Source organism: Amycolatopsis nalaikhensis, assembly GCF_030264295.1.
Lineage (GTDB): Bacteria > Actinomycetota > Actinomycetes > Mycobacteriales > Pseudonocardiaceae > Amycolatopsis > Amycolatopsis nalaikhensis.
Genome location: NZ_CP127173.1, coordinates 1,406,104 through 1,429,656, shown reverse-complemented (window position 1 = coordinate 1,429,656; position 23,553 = coordinate 1,406,104). Strand labels below are relative to the sequence as shown.

At 72.3% G+C, this 23,553-nt stretch carries 23 protein-coding genes and 1 other RNA gene; 13 read left to right on the top strand and 11 right to left on the bottom strand.

The genetic code is table 11. The features are described 5' to 3' along the window. Window positions 1-36: 36 nt before the first annotated feature. The 4 genes from QP939_RS06725 to QP939_RS06710 all read right to left on the bottom strand — a co-directional run bounded on the left by QP939_RS06725 (window position 37) and on the right by QP939_RS06710 (window position 3,505). A complete protein-coding gene (locus QP939_RS06725; RefSeq protein ID WP_285459679.1) occupies window positions 37-1,218 on the bottom strand; it encodes an RNA polymerase sigma factor in 1,182 nt (393 codons plus the stop codon). Beyond that, window positions 1,218-1,577: a YciI family protein gene (locus QP939_RS06720; RefSeq protein ID WP_285455692.1), complete on the bottom strand. Its 360-nt coding sequence runs from the start codon at window positions 1,575-1,577 to the stop codon at window positions 1,218-1,220. Before QP939_RS06720 ends, QP939_RS06725 begins: the two co-directional genes overlap by 1 nt. A 69-nt stretch (window positions 1,578-1,646) precedes the next feature. Further along, complete coding sequence (locus QP939_RS06715) at window positions 1,647-3,014, bottom strand: GntT/GntP/DsdX family permease (protein WP_285455691.1); 1,368 nt, start codon at window positions 3,012-3,014, stop codon at window positions 1,647-1,649. Beyond that, window positions 3,011-3,505 (bottom strand): gluconokinase, encoded by a 495-nt coding sequence (locus QP939_RS06710; protein WP_285455690.1) that lies wholly within the window; start codon window positions 3,503-3,505, stop codon window positions 3,011-3,013. The genes QP939_RS06715 and QP939_RS06710 overlap by 4 nt, the downstream gene beginning before the upstream one ends. 103 nt (window positions 3,506-3,608) lie before the next feature. Here QP939_RS06710 and QP939_RS06705 point away from each other — a divergent pair, with 103 nt between their 5' ends. Continuing rightward, window positions 3,609-4,292 (top strand): FadR/GntR family transcriptional regulator, encoded by a 684-nt coding sequence (locus QP939_RS06705; RefSeq protein WP_414641661.1) that lies wholly within the window; start codon window positions 3,609-3,611, stop codon window positions 4,290-4,292. Window positions 4,293-4,333: 41 nt separating this feature from the next. Next, on the top strand, window positions 4,334-5,224 hold the full coding sequence (locus QP939_RS06700) for a cobalamin biosynthesis protein CobD/CbiB (protein ID WP_285455688.1): 891 nt from the start codon (window positions 4,334-4,336) through the stop codon (window positions 5,222-5,224). A 251-nt stretch (window positions 5,225-5,475) separates the two neighbouring features. Here QP939_RS06700 and QP939_RS06695 read toward each other — a convergent pair whose 3' ends face one another. From QP939_RS06695 to QP939_RS06685, 3 genes are read right to left on the bottom strand one after another with little or no spacing between them, the layout of a single operon-like run. Continuing rightward, entirely contained in the window at window positions 5,476-6,093 is a 618-nt protein-coding gene (locus QP939_RS06695) for an FMN-binding negative transcriptional regulator (protein WP_285455687.1), read from the bottom strand. A 49-nt stretch (window positions 6,094-6,142) separates the two neighbouring features. After that, window positions 6,143-6,976 (bottom strand): SURF1 family cytochrome oxidase biogenesis protein, encoded by an 834-nt coding sequence (locus QP939_RS06690; RefSeq protein WP_285455686.1) that lies wholly within the window; start codon window positions 6,974-6,976, stop codon window positions 6,143-6,145. A gap of 60 nt (window positions 6,977-7,036) precedes the next feature. After that, window positions 7,037-7,498, bottom strand: coding sequence for a low molecular weight protein-tyrosine-phosphatase (locus tag QP939_RS06685; protein ID WP_285455685.1), 462 nt, complete (start codon window positions 7,496-7,498; stop codon window positions 7,037-7,039). Between the two features lie 382 nt (window positions 7,499-7,880). On the opposite strand from QP939_RS06685, the gene QP939_RS06680 reads away from it, so the two are divergent. From QP939_RS06680 to QP939_RS06665, 4 genes are all read left to right on the top strand, one after another. Further along, entirely contained in the window at window positions 7,881-8,702 is an 822-nt protein-coding gene (locus QP939_RS06680) for a Nif3-like dinuclear metal center hexameric protein (protein ID WP_285455684.1), read from the top strand. Window positions 8,703-8,712: 10 nt separating this feature from the next. Then, the gene (locus tag QP939_RS06675) at window positions 8,713-9,450 is read left to right on the top strand and encodes a zinc ribbon domain-containing protein (RefSeq protein ID WP_285455683.1); all 738 of its coding nucleotides are present in this window, start codon (window positions 8,713-8,715) and stop codon (window positions 9,448-9,450) included. After that, window positions 9,447-10,559: a bifunctional RNase H/acid phosphatase gene (locus QP939_RS06670; RefSeq protein ID WP_285455682.1), complete on the top strand. Its 1,113-nt coding sequence runs from the start codon at window positions 9,447-9,449 to the stop codon at window positions 10,557-10,559. Before QP939_RS06675 ends, QP939_RS06670 begins: the two co-directional genes overlap by 4 nt. A gap of 184 nt (window positions 10,560-10,743) precedes the next feature. After that, complete coding sequence (locus QP939_RS06665) at window positions 10,744-12,486, top strand: HAMP domain-containing protein (RefSeq protein WP_285455681.1); 1,743 nt, start codon at window positions 10,744-10,746, stop codon at window positions 12,484-12,486. On the opposite strand, the gene QP939_RS06660 is transcribed toward QP939_RS06665, so the two are convergent. The 4 genes from QP939_RS06660 to QP939_RS06645 form a co-directional block, all read right to left on the bottom strand. Further along, window positions 12,470-13,711 (bottom strand): SLC13 family permease, encoded by a 1,242-nt coding sequence (locus QP939_RS06660; protein WP_285455680.1) that lies wholly within the window; start codon window positions 13,709-13,711, stop codon window positions 12,470-12,472. The genes QP939_RS06665 and QP939_RS06660 overlap by 17 nt on opposite strands. A gap of 448 nt (window positions 13,712-14,159) precedes the next feature. Next, on the bottom strand, window positions 14,160-16,946 hold the full coding sequence (locus tag QP939_RS06655; RefSeq protein WP_285455679.1) for an AAA family ATPase: 2,787 nt from the start codon (window positions 16,944-16,946) through the stop codon (window positions 14,160-14,162). Between the two features lie 31 nt (window positions 16,947-16,977). Beyond that, window positions 16,978-17,475, bottom strand: a complete 498-nt coding sequence (locus QP939_RS06650) for a zf-HC2 domain-containing protein (RefSeq protein ID WP_285455678.1) — start codon at window positions 17,473-17,475, stop codon at window positions 16,978-16,980. Beyond that, on the bottom strand, window positions 17,472-18,038 hold the full coding sequence (locus QP939_RS06645) for a sigma-70 family RNA polymerase sigma factor (RefSeq protein WP_285459678.1): 567 nt from the start codon (window positions 18,036-18,038) through the stop codon (window positions 17,472-17,474). The genes QP939_RS06650 and QP939_RS06645 overlap by 4 nt, the downstream gene beginning before the upstream one ends. A gap of 248 nt (window positions 18,039-18,286) precedes the next feature. Between QP939_RS06645 and QP939_RS06640 the strand changes: the two genes are divergently transcribed. The 7 genes from QP939_RS06640 to QP939_RS06610 all read left to right on the top strand — a co-directional run bounded on the left by QP939_RS06640 (window position 18,287) and on the right by QP939_RS06610 (window position 23,553). After that, window positions 18,287-18,955 carry a DUF4142 domain-containing protein gene (locus QP939_RS06640; protein WP_285455677.1) on the top strand — a complete coding sequence of 223 codons (669 nt, stop codon included), beginning with the start codon at window positions 18,287-18,289 and terminating at the stop codon, window positions 18,953-18,955. Between the two features lie 8 nt (window positions 18,956-18,963). After that, window positions 18,964-19,755, top strand: a complete 792-nt coding sequence (locus QP939_RS06635; RefSeq protein WP_285455676.1) for a ferredoxin — start codon at window positions 18,964-18,966, stop codon at window positions 19,753-19,755. Further along, the gene (locus QP939_RS06630; RefSeq protein WP_285455674.1) at window positions 19,752-20,963 is read left to right on the top strand and encodes an NAD(P)/FAD-dependent oxidoreductase; all 1,212 of its coding nucleotides are present in this window, start codon (window positions 19,752-19,754) and stop codon (window positions 20,961-20,963) included. Before QP939_RS06635 ends, QP939_RS06630 begins: the two co-directional genes overlap by 4 nt. A gap of 19 nt (window positions 20,964-20,982) precedes the next feature. Next, an RNA gene (gene rnpB / locus QP939_RS06625) (RNase P RNA component class A) lies at window positions 20,983-21,376 on the top strand. A gap of 108 nt (window positions 21,377-21,484) precedes the next feature. Continuing rightward, on the top strand, window positions 21,485-22,339 hold the full coding sequence (locus QP939_RS06620; protein ID WP_285455673.1) for an SCO6745 family protein: 855 nt from the start codon (window positions 21,485-21,487) through the stop codon (window positions 22,337-22,339). A gap of 454 nt (window positions 22,340-22,793) precedes the next feature. Then, window positions 22,794-23,060, top strand: coding sequence for a hypothetical protein (locus tag QP939_RS06615; protein WP_285455672.1), 267 nt, complete (start codon window positions 22,794-22,796; stop codon window positions 23,058-23,060). A 10-nt stretch (window positions 23,061-23,070) separates the two neighbouring features. Next, window positions 23,071-23,553: a hypothetical protein gene (locus tag QP939_RS06610; RefSeq protein WP_285455671.1), complete on the top strand. Its 483-nt coding sequence runs from the start codon at window positions 23,071-23,073 to the stop codon at window positions 23,551-23,553.

Below are 23,553 nucleotides of genomic sequence, written 5' to 3'. Positions count from 1 at the left end.
GAATAGGTGACCAAAAGGTCACATGTCAACGAGTGCTCAGAGGCGGTCGCGCTTCGACTCCAGGAAGGTCCGTTCGGTGTCGTTGGTGGCCAAGGCGATCGCTTCGTCGTAGGCGGCGACGGCCTCGTCCGTGCGCCCCAGCCGGGCGAGCAGGTCCGCGCGGGTGGCGGGCAGGAGGTGGTAGCCCGGCAGGTCCAGCTCGTCGACGACGGCCAGCGCGACCGCGGGGCCGTGCACCTCGGCGACGGCGACCGCGCGGTTGAGCGCCACGATCGGCGTCGGCGTCCGCTGCCACAGCTGGTCGTAGAGGGCGAGCACCTGCGTCCAGTCGGTCGACGGCCCGTCCGTGTGCACGGCGTTGATCGCGGCCTGCAGCTGGTACGGCCCCGGCTGGTTGCGCCGCAGGCACCGCCGCACGAGGTCGTGCCCCTCGGCGATCAGCTCGCGGTTCCACAACGACCGGTCCTGCTCGGCGAGCGGCACCAGCTCGCCCGAGCGCCCCACCCGCGCGGGCCGCCGCGCCTCGGTGAGCAGCAGCAGCGCCAGCAGGCCGAGGACCTCCGGCTCGTCGGGCATCAGCTCGGCGAGCGCCCGCGCCAGCCGGATCGCCTCCAGGCACAGGTCCGTCCGCAGCAGCTCGCCCGACGTCGACGCGTACCCCTCGTTGAACACCAGGTAGAGCACGGTCAGCACCGGGGCCAGCCGGTCGGGGAGCTCGGCCTCGCCGGGCACGCGGTAGGGGATGCCCGCGTCGCGGATCTTCTTCTTCGCGCGGACGATCCGCTGGGAGATCGTCGCCTCCGGCACCAGGTAGGCCCGGGCGATCTCGGGCACCTCGAGCCCGCCGAGCAGGCGCAACGTCAACGCCGTCTGCGCCAACGGGGACAGCGCCGGGTGGCAGCAGGTGAAGATCATGCGGAGCTGGTCGTCACGCACCGGGCCCACCTCTCGTGGCTCGTCGGGCTGGCTGAGCAGCAACGCCTGCGCGTGGCGGGCCTCCCGGGTGGACTCCCGGCGCAGGCGGTCGATCGCCCGGTTCCGCGCGGTGGTCACGATCCACGCGCCGGGGTTGGGCGGCAGCTCCTCCGCCCACTTCTGGACGGCGATCGCGAACGCGTCCTGCACGGCCTCCTCGGCGAGCCCGATGTCGCCGAGGAGGCGCGTCAGCGTCGCGACGCACCGGCCGTACTCCGCGCGGTAGACGTCGTCGAGGTCCATCAGCGGCGCGAGCCGTCGTCGAACGGGCGCACCTCGATCGGCTGCCCGCACGCCAGCGAGCACTTCTCGGCCCAGGTCAGCGCCTCGTCGAGGTTCTCGGCGTTGATCACCCAGAACCCGCCGAGCTGCTCCTTCGTCTCGGCGAACGGGCCGTCGGTGATCGTCGTCGCCCCGCCGCTCGAAGCGCGCACGACCGTGGACGCGTGCGAGTGCTCCAGGCCGCCGACGAACACCCACGCGCCGGCGGCCTTCATCTCGTCGGTGACCTTCCCCGTGCGCGCCATCATCGCCAGCACGTCCTCCTCCGGCTCCGGCGGCGCGCTTTCGTCGAACTGGACGGCGAGCAGGTACTGCTTCATGGCGAACTCCCTCGGTGGTGAAGACGGTCCTTCACCTCGGCTACGAACGGGCTCGCCGCCATTCGACACCTAAACGACGAGGGAGAGGGGGAGAATCAGCGCGATCGCGACCACGGAGATCAGCGTCTCCATCACCGACCAGCTCTTCAGCGTCTGCCCGACCGACAGCCCGAAGTACTCCTTGACCAGCCAGAACCCGGCGTCGTTGACGTGCGAGAAGAACAGCGAACCGGCGCCGATGGCCAGCACGAGCAGCGCGCTGTGCGACGGGTCCATGCCCGCGGCCAGCGGGGCGACGATGCCCGCCGCCGAGACCGTGGCGACCGTCGCCGAGCCCGTCGCCAACCGGATCGCCACCGCGACCAGCCAGCCGAGCAGCAGCGGGGACAGGTGCGCGTCCTTGGCCAGGCCGGTGATGACGTCGCCGACGCCGGCGTCGACCAGGGTCTGCTTGAACCCGCCGCCCGCGCCGACGATCAGGGTGATCCCGGCGATCGGGCCCAGCGAGTCACCGACCACAGTGGACAGCTTCTCGCGGCCGAGCCCGGCCGGGCGGCCGAGCAGCACCATGCCCACCAGGACCGCGGCGAGCAGCGCGATCAGCGGGTCGCCGACGAAGTCGAGGATCTTGCGGGCCTGCGTGTCCTTGCCCAGCAGGATGTCCGAGAGTGCCTTCGCGAGCATGAGCACGACGGGCAGCAGCACCGTCGTGAGCGTCGCGGCGAAGCTCGGCCGCGGCTTGTCCGTGTCGGCGCGTTCCGGGATCAGGCGCTCCGGCGGCTGCGCCTCCGGCACCAGGCGCGCGGCGACCTTGCCGAACAGCGGGCCCGCGACGATCACCGTCGGGATGCCGACGAGCAGGCCGAACGCCAGCGTGATCCCGACGTTCGCGTTGAGGGCACCCGCCGCCGCGAGCGGGCCGGGGTGCGGCGGGACGAGGCCGTGCAGCACCGACAGCCCGGCGACGGCCGGGATCCCCACCAGCATCAGCGGTTTGCCGGTGCGCTTGGCCGCGAGCAGCACGACGGGGATGAGCATGACGAGGCCGATCTCGAAGAACATCGGCAACCCGATCAGCGCGGCGACCAGCGCCATCGCCCACGGCAACGCGGCGCCGCGGGCCTTGCCGAGCACGGTGTCGACGATCTGGTCGGCGCCACCGGAGTCGGCCAGCAGCTTGCCGAGCATGGCGCCGAGGGCGATGAGGATGCCGACGGACGCGATGGTGCTGCCCACCCCGGCGGAGAACTTCTTGATCACGTCGGTGATCGGCATCCCGGCGGTCAGGCCGAGCACGAGCGAGCCGAGCACCAGCGACAGGAACGGGTGCAGCTTCACCTTCGTGATCAGCACGACGATGACGGCGATCGCGAGGAGGGTCGCGCCGATCAGGCGGGTGTCGTGGCCGGTCCAGCCGGCGGCGAGGACGGTGTTCACACGTGCTCCCGGAAAGCGGTCAGGGCGGCTTCGGTGATCTCCTGGGGAGTGCCGCCGATGTCGAAGATCGCGCCGGGCTCGTCCGGCTCGAGGGGTTCCAGGTCGGCCAGCTGGGAGTCCAGCAGCGACACCGGCATGAAGTGGCCCGTGCGCGTCGTCATGCGCTGGGCGAGGAGGGCACGCGGGCCGTGCAGGTGCGCGAACCAGACGTCGCCGCCGGTTCTCAGCACGTCGCGGTAGCGGCGCTTGAGCGCGGACGACGTCACGACGCCGCCGGTCGCCTGGTGCTCGCGGATCCAGCCGGCGATGGCCTCGAGCCAGGGGGCGCGGTCCTCGTCGGTCAGCGGGTGCCCCGCGGTCATCTTGTCGATGTTGGCTTTCGGGTGGAACGTGTCCGCTTCGGCGTACTCGACGCCCAGCGCGTTCGCCAGCGCCGTGCCGATCGTCGTCTTCCCGGAGCCTGACACGCCCATCACCACGATGACGGTCATCCGCACCTCCCACTTCGTTGTGCTCAGGTGAGTGAAACTCAAAAGTACTACTTATTCAAGATGAAGTACTACTTAATCGAGTCAGACGGCTAGGTTGGGACGGGTGAGGCACGAGCAGGTACTGGACGAACTGGGCGCGGCGATCGCCAACGGGGCGCTGGCCCCGGGCACGGTGCTGCGGTCCGAAGAGCTTCAGGAGCGCTTCGGTGCTTCGCGGACGGTGGCGCGCGAAGTCGTCCGGGTCCTCGAGACGATGCGGCTGACGAGCAGCAAGCGCCGCGTCGGGGTGACGGTGCGGGAGCCGGGGGAGTGGAACCACTACGACCCGCGGCTGATCCGCTGGCAGCTCGACGGCCCGGCCCGCCCGGCGGCCTTGGCGACGTTGAACGAGCTGCGGTCGGCGATCGAGCCGTGCGCGGCGCGGTACGCGGCCCTGCGGGCGACGCCGGAGGAGCGCGGCCGCCTCGGCGCGCTGGCCGAGCGGCTGGCGCGGACGGCCCGCGCCCGCGACCTCACGACGTTCCTCGAGTTCGACATCGCGTTCCACGACCTGCTGCTGTCGGCGTCGCGGAACCCGATGTTCGCGCAGCTGTCCGAGGTGGTCGCGGAGGTGCTGACCGGCCGGACGGGGCACGGCCTGATGCCCCCGGAGCCGCAGCCGGAGGCGGTGGCGCTGCACGCGGAGGTGGCCGCGGCGGTGGCCGGGGGTGAGGCGGACCGGGCGGAACGGGCGATGCGGGACATCGTGGTGCAGGCGCGGGACGAGATCGCGGCACTGGTCGAGTAGCCTCGTCGGGTACTGGACGTTTCTTCCGCCGGGGGGCACGGGTGAGCGCGGCGCGCGCGATCGGACTGGTGTTGGGTGTGGCGGCCGACGGCGCCCTCGGCGACGCCCGCCGTCGACCTCCGGTGACGGCGTTCCGCCGGTTGTCACAGCGTCGGGGCGCGGCGCTGGCGGGAGCTTTGGTAGTCGGCGGGCTGCTGCTGGAGCGCGCGGGGCGCGGGCGTCCGGTGGTCCAGGCCACGGCGACGGCAGTGTCGACGTGGGCTGTGCTTGGCGCGGCCGGGCTGGCGTTGCAGGGCACGGAGCTGGCTCGGGATCTGGAGGAGTGCCGCTTCGAACCCGCTCGCGCGACACTGTCCGAACTGGACCCGCGGGTCGCCGACAGTCTTGATTTAGTGGGGCTTTCCCGGGCCTCCGTGGAGACTTTGGCGGAGAACACTTCCGATGCGGTGGTGGCTCCGTTGGTCTGGGGTGCGGTTGCCGGCGTGCCGGGTTTGGTGGGCGCGCGGGCGGCCAGCTTGTTGCGCCGCGCCCGGGTGGGGCGTCAGGGGCATTGGGCGATCGACCGGCTCGATGAGCTGGTTCACCTGGTGCCGACGCGGGTTGCCGCGGGGTTGACCGTGCTGGCGGCCCCGGTGGTCGGTGGCTCGGCTGGTGGGGCTTGGCGGGCTTGGCGGCGGGACACGATCGCTCATCCCAGCCCCAATGCCGGACGGGTCGAGGCGGCTTTCGCCGGGGCATTGGAGATTCGGGTCGGGGGGCGGACCGTTTACCCGCACGGGGTGGCTGAGCTGCCAGTGCTCGGGGTTGGGCGGAACCCGGATGCCGGGCATGTGACGCGGGCTGTGGAGCTGTCGCGGGTTGTCGGGTGGCTGGCCGGGGTGACTTCCGTGGTGCTGGCCGTGGTGGCTGGGTTCTGGCGCCGGTCGCGCTGAGGTGCTCGGGGCCCGGCCGCGGCTTGTCGTGTGGGCGGCGGTGGCGTCGCGAATGACTCATTCGGGACGTCCATGGTCCCCAATGAGTCATTCGCGACGTCGCACGCCCGGTCGTCGCCCTGACTCTTCCCCAGGGCGCGGCGGATGTGGACAACTGCGCCGCCGAGGCCGCTTCGCGCCGGTTTTGTCGGCCGTCGCCGATAGACTGGCCAAGGGGACGCCCCCCAAGGGAAGGGCGGGGGCCGGGCCTCTCAGCCGCGGCGGCGCAACTGCCCCAAAGCAGCCTGATCCAGCCGCCCGCCCCGCTCCGCGAGCCGCGCCCCGATCCGTTCCCGGTCCTCGGCCCCCTTGTTCCCGCCGAACTTGAACTTCGCCCGCACCCCCGTGATCGTGAACTCGATCCCGCGGATCCCCGGCAGCAGCCGCCGGTCCGGGGCCTCCGTCGCGCTCACCTCGGCCCGCGCCCCGTCCGGCTCGAAGTGCCTCAGCTGCCGGTCCAGCAGCTCGGCCTTCGCCGCCGGGTCGTCGACCAGCCGGACGTCGCCCTCGAGCTGCACCGTCGCGTAGTACGACGTCGGCACTCCGTGCTCCGGGTCCGCCGGGGTGTTCCAGTCCGCCCGGATGTACGTGTAGTCGTCGACCACCGTCAGCAGCGCCCTCGGGTGCTCCTCCAGCAGCGGCCAGATCGGGTTCGGCCGGGCCAGGTGCGTGACCACCGTGCGGTCGCCGTCGAACGCGAAGTGCGCCGGTGTCACCACTGGCAGGTCCCGGCCCGCGCCGCCCGCGATCAGCTGGCCGAAATCGTGCTCGGACAGCCACTCCCGCCACTCGGCGTCGTCACGGGCCGCGTCCCACGGGTGGATCAACATGCGACCAGTTCAGCACCGCAAGTGGCCTTGCCCCAGGGCCATTTCCGGCCTATTGCTGATGGCCACTTTCCGCGTACTCGTCCTCGGCCAGGATCTCCGCGACGGACTTGCGGCGGACCTTCTCGGTCGACGGCGTCGTCAGCGCACCACCCGGCTTCAGCTCGCGGACGGTGAAGTACAGCCAGCCCAGCAGGGCCATCGCGCCGAACGCGATCCACTGCAATGCGTACGACAGGAACGGTCCCGAGTCGGTCTGCGGCAGCGGCAACGCGCCGAGCACGCCGGGCTGGCCGTTGTCGAGCTGGAAGTACCCCGGCCGGATGTCGAGCTTGCCCGCCCGCGCGACGACCCGCGAGTCGACGACGTAGCTCTGCAGCCGCCCGCCCGTCGAGGCGTCGGCGAACGCGTCGCGGTTCTTCGGGTCGGTCTCGTCGGCGCGGACGCGGGCCGTGACCTGCACGGTCCCGCCCGGCGCCGGCGCGAACGGCAGCGCGCCGGACTTGCTGTCGAGCCGGACGTACCCGCGGTCGATCAGCACGACCGTGCCGTCGGTGGTCCGCAGCGGCGTCAGCACCTCGAAGGCACCCTCACCCTGGACCGTCCGCAGCCGCGCGACGACCTCCTTGTCCGGCAGGTACTGGCCGGTGATCGAGACGAGGTGCCATTCGGTGTGCTGGTCGGGCACGGTCCCCGGCGGCAGCAGCTGGTTCAGCGGCAGCGGCGCGGCGGTGAAGGAGGCCTCCAGGGCGGCGTTCTGCTGCTCGCGTTCGGTGTTCCGGCTGAACTGCCACGGCGAAAGCAGCGTGAAGCAGCAGACGGCGAAGGTGAACACCACCACCGTCAGAGCCAGCCACCCGGGCCGGAGCAGGAACCGCAACCGCACCCCACCACGGTAGGCCGTGCCCCGCCGCGGGCGCCCGCCGACCTCCGCCGGATGTGACCGCTACCCCCGCGAACGCACCCAATCCAGCAAACCGGGCACGGCGCGCTCGATCATGCCGAGGACGTCCTCGAAGCCATCGTCGCCGCCGTAGTACGGGTCCGGGACCTCGGCCCCCTCGGGCGCCGACGGGTCGAACGACCGCAGCAGCCGCACCTTCGCCGGATCGTCGACGCGGGCCCGCAGGAACTCGGCGTGCCCTTCGTCGGCGGCCAGCAGGAGGTCGGCGCCCAGGTCCTCATCGGAGACCTCGGAGGCGACGTGCGAAGTCGGGTAGCCGTGCGCTTTCAGGGTCGCGCGGGCGCGCTTGTCGGCGGGCTCCCCAGCGTGCCAGGGCCCGGTCCCGGCGCTGGTCACGCGGACGGCATCGGCGAGGCCGGCATCCTCGAGCCGGGCGCGGAACACCAGCTCGGCCATCGGGGAGCGGCAGATGTTGCCGGAGCAGACGAAGACGATGTGCGTCACGCCGCGAGCGTAACCGGCGGGTTCACCGGGAGCGGACGACGCCGGTCGCGCCGCGGCGGGGCGCCCGCCAGGCGCGGCGCGAGTGTCGGCGAGCGTAACCGGCGGGTTCACCCGGTCACCCGCTCGCTCGGCGGTACCACCGGCCCGCGCCGGTCACTTAGCGTCGATCACGCGAGGACGCGAACCGAAGGGAGAGCGATCATGCACGGGTGCTGCTCGAAGTGCACCGGCCAGGGCTGCGGTTGCTGCGGCAACTGCAACTGACCCTCCACCCGGCGCTCGCGGCGGCGGCGGTCCGACGCCGCCGGAGCGCCCCTAACGGCTGGTCGCCGAAGTGCGCGGCCTCGGCGTGGCCCCGCACCGTACATGCGAAGATCCCGGGGTGCCCGCCCTCTCCGAAATCATCACCGCCCTGGAGCAGGCCTACCCGCCCGCACTCGCCGAGTCGTGGGACGCGGTCGGCCTCGTCTGCGGCGACCCGGCCGAACCCGTCACGCGCGTGCTGTGCTGCGTCGACCCCGTCGCCGAGACCGTCGACGAAGCCCTCGACTTCGGCGCGCAGCTGATCGTCGCGCACCACCCGCTGCTGCTGCGCGGCGTGCACGGCGTCCCCGCCGACACCGCCAAGGGCGGCCTCGTGCACCGGATGATCCGCGAAGGCGTCGCCCTCTACTGCGCGCACACCAACGCCGACTCCGCCGACCCCGGTGTCTCCGACGCGCTGGCCGAGGCGATCGGGCTGCGCGTGACCGGCCCGCTCGCGGCCAACGAAGACGGCGTCACCGGCATCGGCCGCATCGGCGAGCTGCCCGAACCGGAGCCGTTCGCGGTGTTCGTCCAGCGCGTCGCCGACGCCCTGCCCGCGACCGTGCCCGGCGTGCTCGGGGCCGGCGAGGAGAACCGCCCGATCCGCACCGTCGCCGTGTCCGGCGGTGCCGGGGACTCCTACCTGAAGCAGGCCACCGCCGCCGGCGTCGACGCCTTCGTCACCGCCGACCTGCGGCATCACCCCGCCGGTGAGCACCTGGCCGGCACCGGCCCGGTGCCCGCGCTGGTCGGGCTGACCCACTGGGCCAGCGAATGGCCGTGGTGCGCGCAAGCCTCGGCGGTCATCGGCCACGCCTTTGCGGGTAACGTCGACGTTCACGTCTCCACGCGGTGCACCGACCCGTGGAACGTCCGCGCCGAGCGCACATCTAGCTAAGAGGAGCACCGTGAAGGCCGAACCCGCCGTGCAGCGCCAGTTGCTCGAGCTCGCCAAGGTGGACGCCGAGCTCTCGCGCACCGCGCACCGCCGCCGCACCCTGCCCGAGCTGGCCGAGATCGACGCCGGGGAGAAGACCGTCCGCGAGCGCCGCGACGCGCTCGTTTCGGTGGAGACCGCCGCGTCGGACCTCGACCGCGAGATCGCCCGGCAGGAGAAGGAGATCGAATCGGTGCGCGCCCGCGAGGACCGCGACCGCAAGCTCCTGGCGTCCGGCTCGGTCAACTCGAAGCAGATGACCGACATCGAGCACGAGCTGCAGTCGCTCGAACGCCGTCAGAGCGCGCTCGAGGACGACCTGCTGGAGCTGATGGAGCAGCGCGAGGCCCTCGGCCTGGACGCGCAGCGCACCGGCGCCGAGGTCGACAAGGCCGAGGCCGAGGTGGCCGCCGCGACCGCCCGCCGCGACGAGGCGTTCAAGGACCTCGACACCACCCGCGCGCGCCGCGAGGAAGACCGCGCGAAGCTGGTGCCGCGCTTCCCGGAGCCGCTGCTCAAGCTGTACGAGCGGGTCCGCGAGCACAAGGGCATCGGCGCCGCGCTGCTGCGGGCCCGCCGGTGCGGCGCCTGCCAGCTGGAGCTGGACCGCAACACCGTCAACGAGATCAAGGGCGCGCCCGAGGACGACGTCATCCAGTGCGAGAACTGCGGCGCGATCCTGGTCCGGACCATGGAGTCGGGTCTGTGACGTCGCACGTCATCATCGAGGCGGACGGCGGCTCCCGCGGCAACCCGGGTCCGGCGGGCTACGGCGCCGTGGTCAAGGACAGCGACGGCGAGGTGCTGGCTGAGCGCAAGGAAAGCCTCGGCGTCGTCACCAACAACGTCGCCGAGTACCAGGGCCTGATCGCCGGGCTGACCGCGGCCGCCGAGCTGGGCGCGTCCACTGTGGACGTCCGGATGGACTCGAAGCTCGTCGTGGAGCAGATGTCCGGGCGCTGGAAGATCAAGCACCCGGACATGCAGCCGCTCGCCGAGCGGGCGAAGGAACTGGCGGCGGGCTTCTCGCGCGTCAAGTACGAGTGGATCCCGCGCGCGCAGAACTCCCACGCCGACCGCTTGGCCAACGAGGCGATGGACGCGGCCGCCGGAAAGCCGGTCGCCACGCCGAAACTTCCGACCCGGAGACCCGACCGCGGGACGACCGCCTGGACCGGCGCGCAGGGCACCCCGACCCGGCTGCTCCTGCTGCGCCACGGCCAGACGGAGATGTCGGCGCTGCGCCGCTACTCCGGCCGCGGCGACGTCCCGCTCACCGAGCTGGGCCGCGCGCAGGCCGCCGCGGCGGCGAAACGCCTGGCCGCGACCGACGGCCTGGTCGTCGACGGCGAGGCCGTCCCGATCATCTCGTCGCCGCTGACCCGCACGAAGCAGACCGCGCAGGCCGTCGCCGACGCGCTCGGCGGCCGCGTCGAGACCCACCCCGGCCTGATCGAGACCGACTTCGGCGAGTGGGAAGGCCTGACGTTCGCCGAAGCCGCCGACCGCGACCCCGAGCTGCACCGGTCCTGGCTCGGCGACAGCTCGGTGGCCCCGCCCGGCGGGGAGAGCTTCGACGTCGTCCACCGGCGCGTCCGCAAGGCCCGCGACGAGCTGATCGCCGAGCACGGCGGCCGGACGCTGGTGCTGGTCAGCCACGTGACGCCGATCAAGACGCTGCTGCGGATGGGCCTCGACGCCGGCCCGCAGCTGCTGTTCCGGCTGCACCTGGACCTGGCGTCGCTGTCGATCGTCGAGTTCTACCCGGACGGGAACGCGTCGGTCCGGCTCGTCAACGACACCTCGCACCTGGCCTGACCCGCGAAAATGTGGGGTGGATCACGCTCAACGCCGACGCGTGGCCGACCCCGGATGGGGTATTGGCTACAGTGTCTCGACCGCGTCGCCGCGGTGAGGGTCCCGGCCACCGGGTCCGATCAGGGGGCGCCAGCTCGCGCGTATCCCACCGGCAGAAGCCTGCGGGCGGAACAGTGACGAGGACATGACGGCTAGCGCACTCACCGAGACCTCCCAGAGCGACGTCCCCGAGGACCCCGCGCCCACCGCCACCCGGCGGGGCTGGGGCGCCCGGTTGGCGCCGGTGCTGGCCGTGCTCGCCGGCGTCGCGGCGGTCGCCGTGCACGCCACCCGCTACGGCCACTGGATCGTCGACGACGCCGCCATCACGTTCTCCTACGCCCGCAGCTTCGCCGACGGCCTCGGCCCGGTGCTGCAGCCGGGCGCCCCGCCGGTCGAGGGCTTCTCCGACCCGACGTGGATGGTGCTGCTCGGCCTCGGCAAGCTGGTCGGCCTCTTCGACCACGGCCTGCTCTTCGGCATCCCGGACTACGTGCTGTTCCCCAAGGCGCTGGGCCTGCTGTTCACCGGCGGCATCCTGACGGCCTGTTACATCGCGGCGAAGCAGATCTTCACGCGCTTCGCGTGGCTGGCGACGCTGATCGCCGGGCTGACGCTGGCGACGATCCCGTCGTTCGTCATCTGGGTCGTGTCCGGCCTGGAGAACTCGCTGTTCGCGTTCGCCGTCGTCACGCTGGCCGTGACGCTGTTCGTCGCGGTCCGCAACGACACGCTCCTGACGCCGAAGATCGCGCTGTGGTCGGGTGTCCTGGTCGCGTTCGCCGCGCTGACCCGGCCGGAAGGCCTGATCTACGCGGGCGCGTACCCGCTGGCGGCGCTGTTCCTGCTGCGCGGCGGCCTGTTCTGGAAGAGCTTCCGGCTGGCGCTGCTGTCGGTGGCGGCGTTCGCTGTGCCGTTCGGCGCGTACGTCGTCTGGCGGCACGCGGAGTTCGGGCGGCTGCTGGCCAACCCGTCGGTCGCGAAGCAGCAGGGCCTGCCCGGGATGGACGCGCTCAAGCGGCCCCTCGAGCTGGTCGGCTACGCGGGCTGGGCGGGGGTCGTCCTGCTCGCGCTGGTGATCGTGTTCGCGCTGGCCAAGGCACCGTGGCGGCGTTCGCTGATCGCGCTGCTGGTGCCGCTGGGCCTCGGGATCGTCGCGTACGGCGTGATGGTCGCGGACTGGATGTACCAGCACCGCTTCGCCAGCCCGATCTGGGCGCTGGCGGTCATCGCGGGCACGCTGTCGGCCGGGGAGCTGCTGAAGCACCGGCGGGCGCTGCTGCGCGTCGGCGTCGTCGTGGTGCTGGTGGGCGCGTTCGTGCCGTCGGCGGTCGGGTTCGCGGCCGCGGCGGACAAGTTCGCGAAGAACCCGAACATCACGGCGTGCCTGGTCGCCGACCGCTTCGGCCGCGGCTTCAACACCTACGCCGACATCCTCGGCCTGCAGAAGGCGTCGCTGCTGCTGCCGGACCTCGGCGGTTCGTCGATGACGAGCCGGCTCGAGCTGGTCGACATGGCGGGCCTGGTCAACAAGCCCATCGCCGACCTCGTCCACGACAACGACCTGGCGGGCCTGCGGAACTACGTGTTCGACACGGTGAAGCCGACGTTCATCCACTCGTGGGGTCCGTGGGCGGCGGGCAACGGCATCGCGCTCGACCCGCGGCTCGACCGCGACTACGTGCTGATCTACAGCTCGCCGGTGGAGGGCCTGCGCAACGGCGACTGGGTCCGCAAGGACGCGGTCACCGACCCGGCCAAGCTGAAGGCGGCCCAGGAGTACGCGGCGAAGACGATCCCGCTGGTGGCGGCGGACCGCTTCGGCGGCCCGCTGGACGACTGCGGCGCGACGATGAAGCCGGGCCAGACGATCACGACGCCCAGCTGAGGCCCACCCAGAGCGCGACGGTCGCGGCGGCCAGGCTCAGCGGGGTCGTCGCGGCCCCGAGCGCGTGGAAGGTCCGCGCCGAAGGGTGCTGCGGCAGCGTCCGCCGCCAGAGGAGCGTGGCGAGCGAGCCGAGGTAGCTCGCGTTCGGGCCGATGTTGACGCCCAGCAGCACGGCGAGCAGCACGCCCGGCGCCGGGTGCGGGCCGAGCACGGAGAGCAGGATCAGCGTCGCGGGCAGGTTGTTGACGAGGTTGGCCAGCAGCGCGGCCACTCCAGCGGTGAGCAGGAGGTCGGCGAGTCCGGTCGACGTCGGCAGGACGTCGCGCAGCAGGCCGCCGAGCAGGTGTTCCGACACGGCCTCCACGACCACGGCCAGCCCGAGCACGAACAGCACGAGCTGCGGCGCCGCTTCGCTGACCAGCTGCCACGGCCGGATGGTGCCCCGAGCGAGCGCCCGGACCCCGAGGATGAGCGCGGCGAGCATGGCGATCCACCCGGGTTCGACGTGCCCCAGCTGCCCGACCCCGAAGCCGACGAGCGTCAGGCCGAGGACGACCAGGGCGAACGTCGGGGTCTCCAGGTGCCGCCCGGGTTCGGCGGTCTCGCGTGGTTTGAGGTCGTCCTTGAAGAACCGCAGGAAGACGAGCAGTTCGATGCCGATCGTGACGAGCCACGGCAACGCCATCAGGGCCGTGAACCCGGCGAAGGTCAGCCCGGAGGCGGCGAAGGCCAGGAGGTTGGTCAGGTTGGAGACGGGTAGGAGCGTCGAGGCCGAGTTGGCGAGGTGCGCGCAGGCGTAGACATGCGGGCGCGGCGGCAGGGCGAGGCTCTGGGCGGTGGCGAGCACGACGGGGGTGAGCAGGACAACGGTGGCATCGAGGCTGAGGACGGCGGTCACCCCGGCCGCGGCGGCGAAGGTGAGCACGAGCAGCCGCCGCGGTTTGCCGTGACAGGCCTCGGCGAGGCGGTTGCCGAGCCAGGTGAAGACGCCGTCGACACTGGCCAAAAAGGACAAAAGCAAGATGGCGGCGAGAAAGCCGAGGGTGGGCAGGATCTCGACGGCCCGGCGCCCGGCTTCGGCGGGTTCGACGAGACCGAGGAGGAGAGCGAGCCCGGCGGCGGGAACGGCGGCGACGGCTTCGGGCCAGCCGCGCGGGCGGACGATGGCGAAGACAAGCACGGCGGCCAGGAGTGCCAGGCTTCCCGCGCCTGCCCAGAAGTTCACGCGTTCACGCTAATCGACGGCGGTCGGAAGTCAGTGGCCGCTGGGTCCGGACTCACATCGAATCGGGGGTGCGTCAGGCGACACGTCCACCCGGCGCGCGGGCATGGCGGCCACCGCTTCGGGCCAGCCGTGGGGGCCGCACGGCGGCGACTCGTTCGGGCCGGTGTTGGGGCTGAAGAGGGCGGGGACGGCGGCGGGCGCAGCGGCCAGAATTCCCGCGCCTGCCCCGAAGCTCAGGCCGCCGCGCACGACCGACGGACCGCGGCCGAGCACGGCCCGCCGCCCAAGTCGGCCCCGAGCCCGCGGGGGCGCCCCCGTCTTCCACTCTACCGGCGACCACCGACAATTCCGGCGCCGCTCACATCCCCTTCGAGTCCGATGTGGACTTCCCGGCCTGCGGACCCTCGAACCCGACATGGCCCGAGTAGAGCAACGGCGCCGGGCAGGGTCAACGCGCGTCCGTCCGCTGGGACTTCGCCAGCGCGCCCCCGAGTTCCGCCCGCCCCGGAATCCCCAGCTTCCGGTAAGCCCCCGACAAATGCAGCTCCACCGTCCGCCGCGTCAAATGCAACGCCGTCGCGATCTCGCGGTTCGTCAACCCCTGCGCCGCCATCACCGCGATCCGGTTCTCCTGGCGCGTCAAGCCGTGCTCGTTGTCCTTCGCCGGGGTCAACGCGCGACGCGCCGACCGCAGCTCCTCCGCCGCTCGCCGGGCCAGCGGACGCGCGCCGCAGTGCTCGCTCAGCTCCACCGCCTGCCGCAGTGTCTCGATGGCCTTCTCGGACTGGCCGTGCCGTGCCTGCAACGTGCCCAGCTCCGTCAACGCCGTCGCCAGCTGCAGCCGGGCCGGGGACGACCGCAGCGTCGAGATCGCCTTGTTCAGCGCCCGCTCGGCTTCGTCGTCCTCGCGCACCAGGCCCAGTGTCGTCAACGCCGTGCCCAACGGCCGCGCCGCGCCCCAGCGCGTCGATGCCGTCATGTCCTCTTCGGCCAGGCGGGCCGCGTCGTCCGCCTGGCCCAACGCCAGCGCCGCCCGCGCCGCGTGCGCGCGCCACGGCACGAACCCCGGGAACCGCATCCCGTGGTGCGCCAGCCGCCGTCCGCAGCTCAGCAGGTCCTCGAACCCGAACCGCGTGTACCCCGTCGCGACGCGCAGGCGGCCCCGCGCATACAGCAAGTACGTGTGGGTGAACAGGCCCTGGCTCGCGACGAAGTCCATCCGGTCCAGCAACGACGTCGCCGCCTCGAAGCGGCCCAAGTCCACCCAGCACTCGACCAGCTTCGCCGCGCACAGCACGCCGACCGGGCACGTCGTCGTCCCGCCGCGCTCGTCGAACCGGCGCAGCAGCGACTCGAAGTGCACGCTGGCCCGCTGCAGGTCGCCGCTGGCCTGCAACGCGATCCCGCGCGCGAGGGTCGGCAACGCGCCGTGCGGCACGTGCACGTCCCACGGCTCACGCTCGACGTCGAGCACCCGGCACAGCCGGTCCACGTGCGACGGCTCGTCCGCGAGCACCGCGGTCGCCAGCGTGAAGAAGTAGTGCTGCTCGAACAGCTCGCCGTCGTCGCCGGTCAACGCGTCCGCGAAGTGGCCGAGCGCGTCCTGCGCCGATTCGCCGCTGCGGACCGCGTCGAGCGCCAGCAACGCCGATCGGCTCCGCTGCGCCGCCGGGTCGGTCAGCGGCGCCCACTGCTCCTCGAAGTCGCGGAACTCCGGCGGCGGCCCGAGCCTGCTGCCCGCTTCCGCGAGATAAGTCATGCACAGCAACGGCCACACGGCGTCCGGCCCGCCCGCGTCGAGCCGCGCGGCGATCTGGCCCGCCGCGCTGATCCCGAGCCGGGCGTCTTGGCCGCCGCACAGCGACAGCAGCATCGCCGTCGCGATGAACGCCGCCGTCTCGCGGTTGCCGATGTTGTCGACCGCCTCCCGCACCCGCTTCGCCGCCGCGGACGGGTCGAGCTGGAACTCCGCGTGCGCGAGCTGCAGCAGCACGGCCACCCGGCGCCCGGACGTCAGCCGTTCCTCCAGCGCGCGACGCAGGTGGCGCGCCGCCAGCTCGGGGTGGCCCGAGAACACGGCGTTGCGCGCGCTCAGCCGCAGCACGTCCACGCCCCACGGGATCCGGATCGCCGTCGCTTCCAGCAGGTGCGCGGCGACGCGCTCGGCCGGCGCGCCTGATTCCGAAAGCAGTTTCGCCGCCCGCGCGTGGCTGACCGCCCGCGTCGTGCGCGGCATGTCCCGCAGCACGGAGTTGCGGACGAACGAGTACGTCAGCGTCGGCTGGTTGCTGTTGTTGAGCACGTGCAGCCGGACCATGGTGTCGATCGCCTGCAGCGCGTCGAGCTCGTCGACCCCGGCGAGCTGGGCCAGCAGGTCGAACCCGGCGTCCTCGCCGAGGATCGCGGCCGCCTGCAGGATCGCCGGCGCGTGCGGGAATTCCTGCATCCGGGTGTGGAGCACCTGCCCGATCAGCGACGAGCCGAGTTCGTGCGGGTCCGCGCCGGGCAGCAGCCGCGGCCGCAGCGCCTGCAGCAGGTACGGGTTGCCGCCGGTGGCCTCGCGGCACGCGGTGGCGAGCTCGCCGGGGGCGAGGCCGAGGATCTCCGCCGCGGCGGCGTCGCCGAGGCCGTTGAGGGTGATCGACGCCGGTGTGCAGCCCGCCATCTCCAGCAGCGCGACCTCGTGGTGCGGCGGGTGCCCGATCAGCGACGTCAGGACGATCAGCACGGGCAGGCCGGCCACGCGGTTGCGGATGTAGGCGAGGCAGCGCATCGACCAGGCGTCGGCGAGGTGGACGTTGTCGATGCCGAGGAACAGCGGCCCCCGTCCGGCGGCCTCGCGGACGAGCCCGAAGAAGAGGTCGAGTGCCTCGCTCTCCCCGGCGGGCCCGCACAGGTCGGTGGCGGCCGGCCGCGGGGCGCCGGGAGCCGCGAGCGCGTCGGCCAGCTGGCGGGCGAGCCCGCCGGGCAGGTGGCTCTCGAGCCGCGACCCGGTGGCGACCGCGACGGTGAAGCCCGCGTCCCCGGCCAGCGCCGCGACGGCGTGCAGGGTGGCGCTCTTGCCCATGCCGAACTCGCCGATCAGCACCGCGCTGGCCGCCGAGCCGCCGAGCACGGCCGGGAAGAGGCTGGTCAGACGGCTGAGCTCGGGCTCGCGGCCGGGGAGCCGCGGGGCGGGACGCTTCGGTACCGAAGCCCCGCTGACGGGGTGCTCGGGATTTACTTCGGTATCCACCGTAAGGACTTTCATGTTGGGTTGGGGCAGACTACTGGAATCCGGTCGGCCAGGGGAGATCCCGCAGGTCACGGCCGGTACCGGCCACGACGGGAGCAGGGGAGACGATGCACGCAGCGGAGGCGAACCGGATCCCGCCGCCCGCCGGGCGAGCAGCGCACAGGCCGAGCACGGCCGCGGCGAGCGCGAGCACCAGCAGCGCCGAGCCGAGCGGGCCGGAGAACACGCCCGGCTTCCGCCGCCGAGCCGCGCCCGTGACGGGCGTCGGGTAGCGACTGGTCGCCGCGCGGGCCGAGTGGCCGGAAATCGGCTGACGGCGTTCGGTCGGCACGTCGACGACTCGCGGGCCCGAACCGCCGATCGGCAGGTAACCCAGCCGGACCGCCTCCGCCAAGGCCGCGGCCACCGGCTCGAACCCCGCGACCCGTTCCCGGCACCGAGCACAACCCCGCAGGTGTGCCTCGAACTCCGCCGCGTCGTCGAGCACCCCGAGCCCGAGGGCCGCGGATTCGCGGCGCCGCCCCCTCATCGCACCGCCATTTCCCCGAGCGCCTTCCGCAATTGCCGCATCGCCGTGTACAAGCGCGATTTCACCGTTCCCTCGGGAATTCCCAGAATTGTCGCCGCCTGCCGGACGGTGTTTCCGGCCAAGTAGGTCTCGTGGATGACGGACTGGTATTTCGCGTCCAGTTCCGCCAATGCCCGGGTAATCGTTAGTGCGGCTAACGAACTGTCCGCGCGGTCCGCGGACTCGGCGTTTTCCGGGATCTCCAGCGCGACCTCCTGCGGGCGGACCCGGCGATTCCGCCAGCCGTCGATGACGATGCGGCGGGCCACCGTCAGCAGCCAGCCGCGCAGCATTCCCGGTTCGCGTTCCAGCGTGTCGGAGTGCTGCCACGCGCGGATCATCGTCTCCTGCACGACGTCTTCGGTCCACTGCCGGTCGTGGTTGGTCAGGGCCAGGACCTGCGCGAACAGTGTGGCGCGGAAGTCCTTGTACAGCAACGGGACGAGGTCGTCGCCGGGCTCGACCGCCGTCGCGGTGCCGGTGTGGCCGACGGGGGCGCGACTTTCTCTTCCCGGTGCTTCCATAAAGCTCGCAACCTCACCTGACTGGCGGACCGTGGGGCTATCGGAGCGTAGCGCAAAAGCAGTTAATAGGCCATATGCCTCACTTTCCCATTCCCATTTGGCGACGGCCGCTACGGCGACCGGCCACGCGTGGTTCACAATGTGTCTTGTGATGCACATCACAGTCTCTAAAAGGTGACGACGAGAACCGGATCACACCTTCTCCCCGTAGCTCCCGGTGAGGACTCCACCGCGAAGGGAGAACGGGAATGCCGCTGCGCTGGGTGGCCCTGCTGGCCATCACGACCGCGCTCGTGCTCGGCGCCGCCGTCCCGGTTTCCGCCGCGGAACCGCAGCAATCCGACCGCACCCTGCTGACCCGGCTGAAACAGCACACGCTGTGGGCTGTGCCGTCGAGCAGGCTCGCCGCCGAGCGGGCCACCAACCGGCGCGTCCGGGCCGTCGCCGTCCGGATCGCCGACGACCAGGCCCGCCTCGACGTCGCCCTTCGCGCGGCAGCCGACCGGCTCGCCGTCACCCTGCCCGCCGAACCCACCGCGCGCGAACGCGGCTGGGCCGACGAAATCGCCGCGGACTCCGGGGACGCGTTCGACCGCGCCTACGTCAACCGCCTCCGCGCCGAGTACGGCAGCCTCTTCGCCCTCGCCTCCGACGTCCGCGCCGGCACCCGCGACGACGACGTCCGCGCGTTCGCCCAGACCGCCGTCGACACCGCGCTCGGCCACCTGACGCTCCTCGAGAGCACCGGCCTCGCCGAAACCACGTCCCTGCTCGTCTCCGCCACCGAGGACGACACCCTCGGCGGCGGCGACGTCGCCCTCGGCGCCGCGCTCGTGGCGCTCGCCACCGTCGCCACGTTCGGCCTGCTCCGCCTGCTCGGGACCCCCGGCAGGACCCCGCCGCGCACCCGGAGGTAAGCCGCCCCATGTCCCCCTCAGCCGCGCTGGTCCCGGTGTCGCCGCACGACACCGGGATCGCCGAGGCCGCCGCGCTGTCCGGCCGCCTCGCCTACCTCTGCATGTGCCTGACGCTCTGCTGGGGCGTGCTGGCCGCCACCGGCTGGGTCCGCCGGTTCAGCGGCCGGGACGCGCTGCGCTCCGGGCACGTCGTGCTCGCCACGTTCACCCTCGCCACCGGCACCCTGCACGGGCTGACGTTCCTCTTCCTCGAAGACGACCCGTTCGGCGTCGCCGACCTGCTCGTGCCCTTCTACGACGCCACGCCGCGGCACGCGCTCGGCGTCGCGGGCCTCGAACTGGTGATCGCCGTGTCCGTCACCGCGGGCCTGCGCCGCGGCCGCTGGCTGCGTTTTCACCAGGTCGGCTACGGCGCGATCGGGCTGCTGGCCGTGCACGCCTGGCTCGGTGCTGTCGCAAGTGGACACTTGGCCGTGGTGTGGCTGGCCGGGATCACGCTGCTCGCGCCGCCGGTGATGCTGTCCGTGCTGCGGGTGCTGCCCGCGGCGGTGCTCGTCCGCGCCGGGCTGATCGCCCCCGCACCGGAGGAGCCCGGCGACGAACTGCGCGTCGACGTCGACAGCCACCGCTGCCACGCCTACGGCGTCTGCCAATCCGAGGCGCCGCAGGTCTTCCGGCTCGGCCAGGACGGGCAGCTCGAGTACGAGAAACGCCCGCGGGCACAGGAAGTCCCGAACGTGCGCGCCGCCGCGCGCGCGTGTCCCATGCGAGCCATCCACCTGGCGGGAGCGACCCGATGAGCGAACGCATCGTCATCGCCGGAGCCGGCCTGGCCGGCCTGCGCGCCGCGGAACGGCTGCGCGAGCTCGGGTTCGACGGCGAAATCGTCGTCCTCGGCGCCGAACCCGGCATCGCCTACCACCGCCCGGCGCTGTCCAAGCAGCTGCTGACCGGCGCGGTCAGCCGGGCCGACACGCAGCTGGCCGACCCGCTCGAAGTCGACGCGGAGTGGTACTTCGACACGCCCGTCACCGCGCTGTCGCCGAACCGGCAGATCGTCCACCTGCGCGACGAGGAGATCCGCTACGACGGCCTGATCATCGCCACCGGCGTCGAACCGCGTCGCATGCCCGGCGCGCTGCACGGGCACCCGCGGGTCGTCGTCGTGCGCACGCTATCCGACACGATCGCGCTCCAGCGCGCGCTCGCCACGGCACCCGGCCCGGTCGCCGTGATCGGCGACGGCTTCATCGGCTGCGAGGTCGCCTCCAGCCTCCGCGAGCTGAACCGCGACGTCGTCCTCATCGGCCGCGCGCGGGCGCTCCTCGCCGACGTCCTCGGCCCGGACATCGGCGACTGGCTCACCGCGCTGCACACCGCCCACGGCGTCCACGTCGAACTCGGCACGACGATCCGGCGCTGGCGGCCCGGGCCGTCTTCGGTCGGCCTCGAATTCACCGACGGGCGCGCGATCGACGTCGCCTGCGTCGTCGTCGCGGTCGGCAGCGTCCCGGCGGTGTCGTGGCTGCGCGGCGCCAAGCTCCCGCTCGACGACGGCGTCGTCTGCGGGCCGACGTGCCACGTCGTCGGCTCGTCGACGATCGTCGCGGCCGGTGACGTCGCCCGCTGGCCGAACCTGCGTTACGACTCCGCGCCGCGGCGGGACGAACACTGGCTCAACGCCGTCGAAATGGGCCGCGCGGCCGCCGAAAACCTGCTGATCGGGCCGCAGGGCGCCCCGGCTTACACGCCGGTGCCGCGCTACTGGTCCGAGCAGCACGGCGTCCGCATCCAGGTCGCCGGGCGGCCCGGCCTCGGCACCGACACCGTCCTGCTCGAGTCGCCGATCCCGAGCACGCGGCCGATCACCGGCTTCGTCCGCCGCGGCAAGCTCGTCGGGCTCATCGGCCTCGACAGTCCCGCGGCGGTGCTGCACTGGACGGCCGAGCTCGCCCGCCAGCACCCGGCCCCGGCGGCCGAACCGCGCGCGGCGGTGGCCGGGTACTGAGCTACGATCTGCGCGCGGACGAGCTGGCAGGGCGGTCGCGAGCCGGGGAGACCCGGCCCGAGGAAAGTCCGGACTCCGCAGGGCAGGGTGGTTGCTAACGGCAACCCGGGGCGACCCGCGGGAAAGTGCCACAGAAAACAGACCGCCCCGGTCTCCGGACCGGGGTAAGGGTGAAACGGTGGTGTAAGAGACCACCAGCATCCCGGGTGACCGGGGTGGCTGGGTAAACCCCACCCGGAGCAAGGCCAAGAGGGAGCGCGAGCTCCTGCGCAGGCGTTCGAGGGCGGCCCGTCCGAGCCTGCGGGTAGGCCGCTGGAGCCTGCCGGCGACGGCAGGCCGAGATGGATGACCGCCGCCCCGCGAGCCGCGAGGCGACCGGGGAACAGGATCCGGCTTACATGCCAGCTCGTCCGCCCCAAGCCCTCGTGAGTGTTTAGGGCGGTTCTAACCGCCCTAAACACTCACGACAAGGTGAGGGACAGCGGTTCCGCAACGTGGTTACCCGGTAGTAGGGTGCCGCCATGGCGGGTGACGAGAAGCGGTTCAAGTCGGCGTTCGATTCCCTGCACGCCCTGGCGTACTTCGCGCCCGAGGTCGATGCCGCGCTCACCGGGATCGGGCTGCGGCCCGGCCGGATGCCGTACTTCGCGAGCCGGTCCGCGGCCATGGGCGCCGTCGGCCCCGAGGTCGTCGCGGCCACCTTCTACAACTTCAACCCCGAGGTCGTCGCCCGCGTGATCCCGCGCGCCTGGACCCTCGCGACGCCGGAGCAGGTCCTCGAAGCCCGTCTCGACGGCGTCGACAAGGCCCTGACCCGGCTGCTCGGCGACCACGTCAAGAGCGACGAAGTCGCCGAAGCCGCCGAGCTGGCCCGCGAGGCGAGCGACGGGTGCACCGGCGAAGGACGTCCGCTCTACGCGGCCCACGCGGGGCTCGACTGGCCCGGCGAGCCGCACCTCGTGCTCTGGCACGCCATCACCCTGCTCCGCGAGTACCGCGGCGACGGCCACATCGCCGCCCTCGTCCTCAACGGCCTCAGCGGGCTCGAAGCCCTGCTGACCCACGTCGCCACCGGGCGCGGGTTCGCCGTCGACGCGGCCAAGCTGACCCGCGGCTGGAGCGACGAGCAGTGGTCCGCCGCCGAAACCGGGCTCCGCGACCGCGGGATCCTCGACGCCGACGGTTCGCTGACCGAGGCGGGCGTCGCCGTCCGTGACCGCGTCGAGGTCGCCACCGAGGCCGCCGCGAAGGGGCCGTGGGACCACCTCGGCCCCGAAAAGGCCGCCCGGCTCGAGGAGCTGTGCCGCGGCCTCAGCCGCCGCGTCGTCGAAGCCGGCGCCTTCCCGGACGGCGTCTTCGCCCGCCGCCGGGCCTGACGGGTCAAGATCACGCTATGTAGTGAAAAAGATGTTAAGTTCTGCGCGCCCTGTGACGGACGGCGGCGGAGTCCAAGATCGACATGGGCCTGGACCGGCCGGAGGGCGGTCACAGAGCGGACTCGCGCGACACGGCCGTTCGGGTCATGTCACACTGTTCCAGGCCGCACAACGGCTGTGGCGTCAGTACCCACAGTGAGCAAATCCCGGGCATTGGGGTGAGTTCGTCAGCACACTGAGAAGTATGGGTGGCCGGGGTTTAACCCGAGGACCCTTGCCGCGATGATGGTGGGCGTGGAGTTTTCGTGTGCCACGCGCGCCACACCGGTTGAAGAGGCAGCCGACATCTACGCAGCGCGCTTTGACCACTACCCCTCGTAGCCTCCATGATGTTGTTCGAAGCACCGCCTGAGCCAGAACCGCGCGGCCCCCACCGCGCACCGGGAGTATCGCGATGACGACCTTGACCACCCTCGACACGCTGGCCGCCGGCGAACTGGGCACCGGAAACGTGCGCCAGTGGCTGCTGGACAACATCATCCCCCTGGTGCTGCTGGCCGTCGCCCTCCTCCTGCTGTGGCTGGGCGGTGGCAAGGGCGACAACGCCGGCGTGATGCGGCGGCTCGCCGGCGTGGTCATCGCGCTCGCGATCATCGGCCTCGCGGTCAGCGGCGCCGGCGTGAACGTGGGCCAGTGGATCGCCGGCCTGTTCACGGGCTGAGGCGGACGGCGTGCGCATCAGGACTGATGACGAGGTCTACCGGGTCGACGCCGTCTGGCTCGGCCCGCCGAAAGCGACTTTTCCCTGGCGAGCCCGCTACGTCGCGTGGCTCATCGGCATCCCGGCGTTCTTCGTCGTCCTCGGCGTCGAGCGCTGGGCGGGGTGGAGCTTCGGGTTCTTCTCGACGGCGTGGGCGTTCGTCGCCACCATCGTGATCACCCGGCTGCTCACCGCCAAGATCAGCCACGAGCGCCCGCTGGGCACCGTGGTCGCGATGGCGGGGCGCGAGCTGAACACCCCCAGAGAGGTGACCACGGGCACGGGTGGCGCGGTCAGCGCCAGCCGGATCCGGGTACGGGCGGAACGCCCGCTGCCGAAGCACAAGCGGAGGCGGCAGTACCAGCACCACGGCGTGCCGCCGGGTGCGGCCTACACCCAGGGAACACCACGAGCGCGCCGGAGCCGCAGCAGTGCGGCTCGGGCCGGGAGGTAG

Bases quoted from the DNA above. Each gene is read 5' to 3' on its own strand.
- QP939_RS06665 (WP_285455681.1), top strand. From the start codon at position 10,744: ATGACGGCTAGCGCACTCACCGAGACCTCCCAGAGCGACGTCCCCGAG.
- QP939_RS06630 (WP_285455674.1), top strand. From the start codon at position 19,752: ATGAGCGAACGCATCGTCATCGCCGGAGCCGGCCTGGCCGGCCTGCGC.
- QP939_RS06615 (WP_285455672.1), top strand. From the start codon at position 22,794: ATGACGACCTTGACCACCCTCGACACGCTGGCCGCCGGCGAACTGGGC.
- QP939_RS06640 (WP_285455677.1), top strand. From the start codon at position 18,287: ATGCCGCTGCGCTGGGTGGCCCTGCTGGCCATCACGACCGCGCTCGTG.
- QP939_RS06645 (WP_285459678.1), bottom strand. From the start codon at position 18,038: ATGGAAGCACCGGGAAGAGAAAGTCGCGCCCCCGTCGGCCACACCGGC.
- QP939_RS06725 (WP_285459679.1), bottom strand. From the start codon at position 1,218: ATGGACCTCGACGACGTCTACCGCGCGGAGTACGGCCGGTGCGTCGCG.
- QP939_RS06635 (WP_285455676.1), top strand. From the start codon at position 18,964: ATGTCCCCCTCAGCCGCGCTGGTCCCGGTGTCGCCGCACGACACCGGG.
- QP939_RS06620 (WP_285455673.1), top strand. From the start codon at position 21,485: ATGGCGGGTGACGAGAAGCGGTTCAAGTCGGCGTTCGATTCCCTGCAC.
- QP939_RS06710 (WP_285455690.1), bottom strand. From the start codon at position 3,505: ATGACCGTCATCGTGGTGATGGGCGTGTCAGGCTCCGGGAAGACGACG.
- QP939_RS06650 (WP_285455678.1), bottom strand. From the start codon at position 17,475: ATGAGGGGGCGGCGCCGCGAATCCGCGGCCCTCGGGCTCGGGGTGCTC.
- QP939_RS06695 (WP_285455687.1), bottom strand. From the start codon at position 6,093: ATGTTGATCCACCCGTGGGACGCGGCCCGTGACGACGCCGAGTGGCGG.
- QP939_RS06720 (WP_285455692.1), bottom strand. From the start codon at position 1,577: ATGAAGCAGTACCTGCTCGCCGTCCAGTTCGACGAAAGCGCGCCGCCG.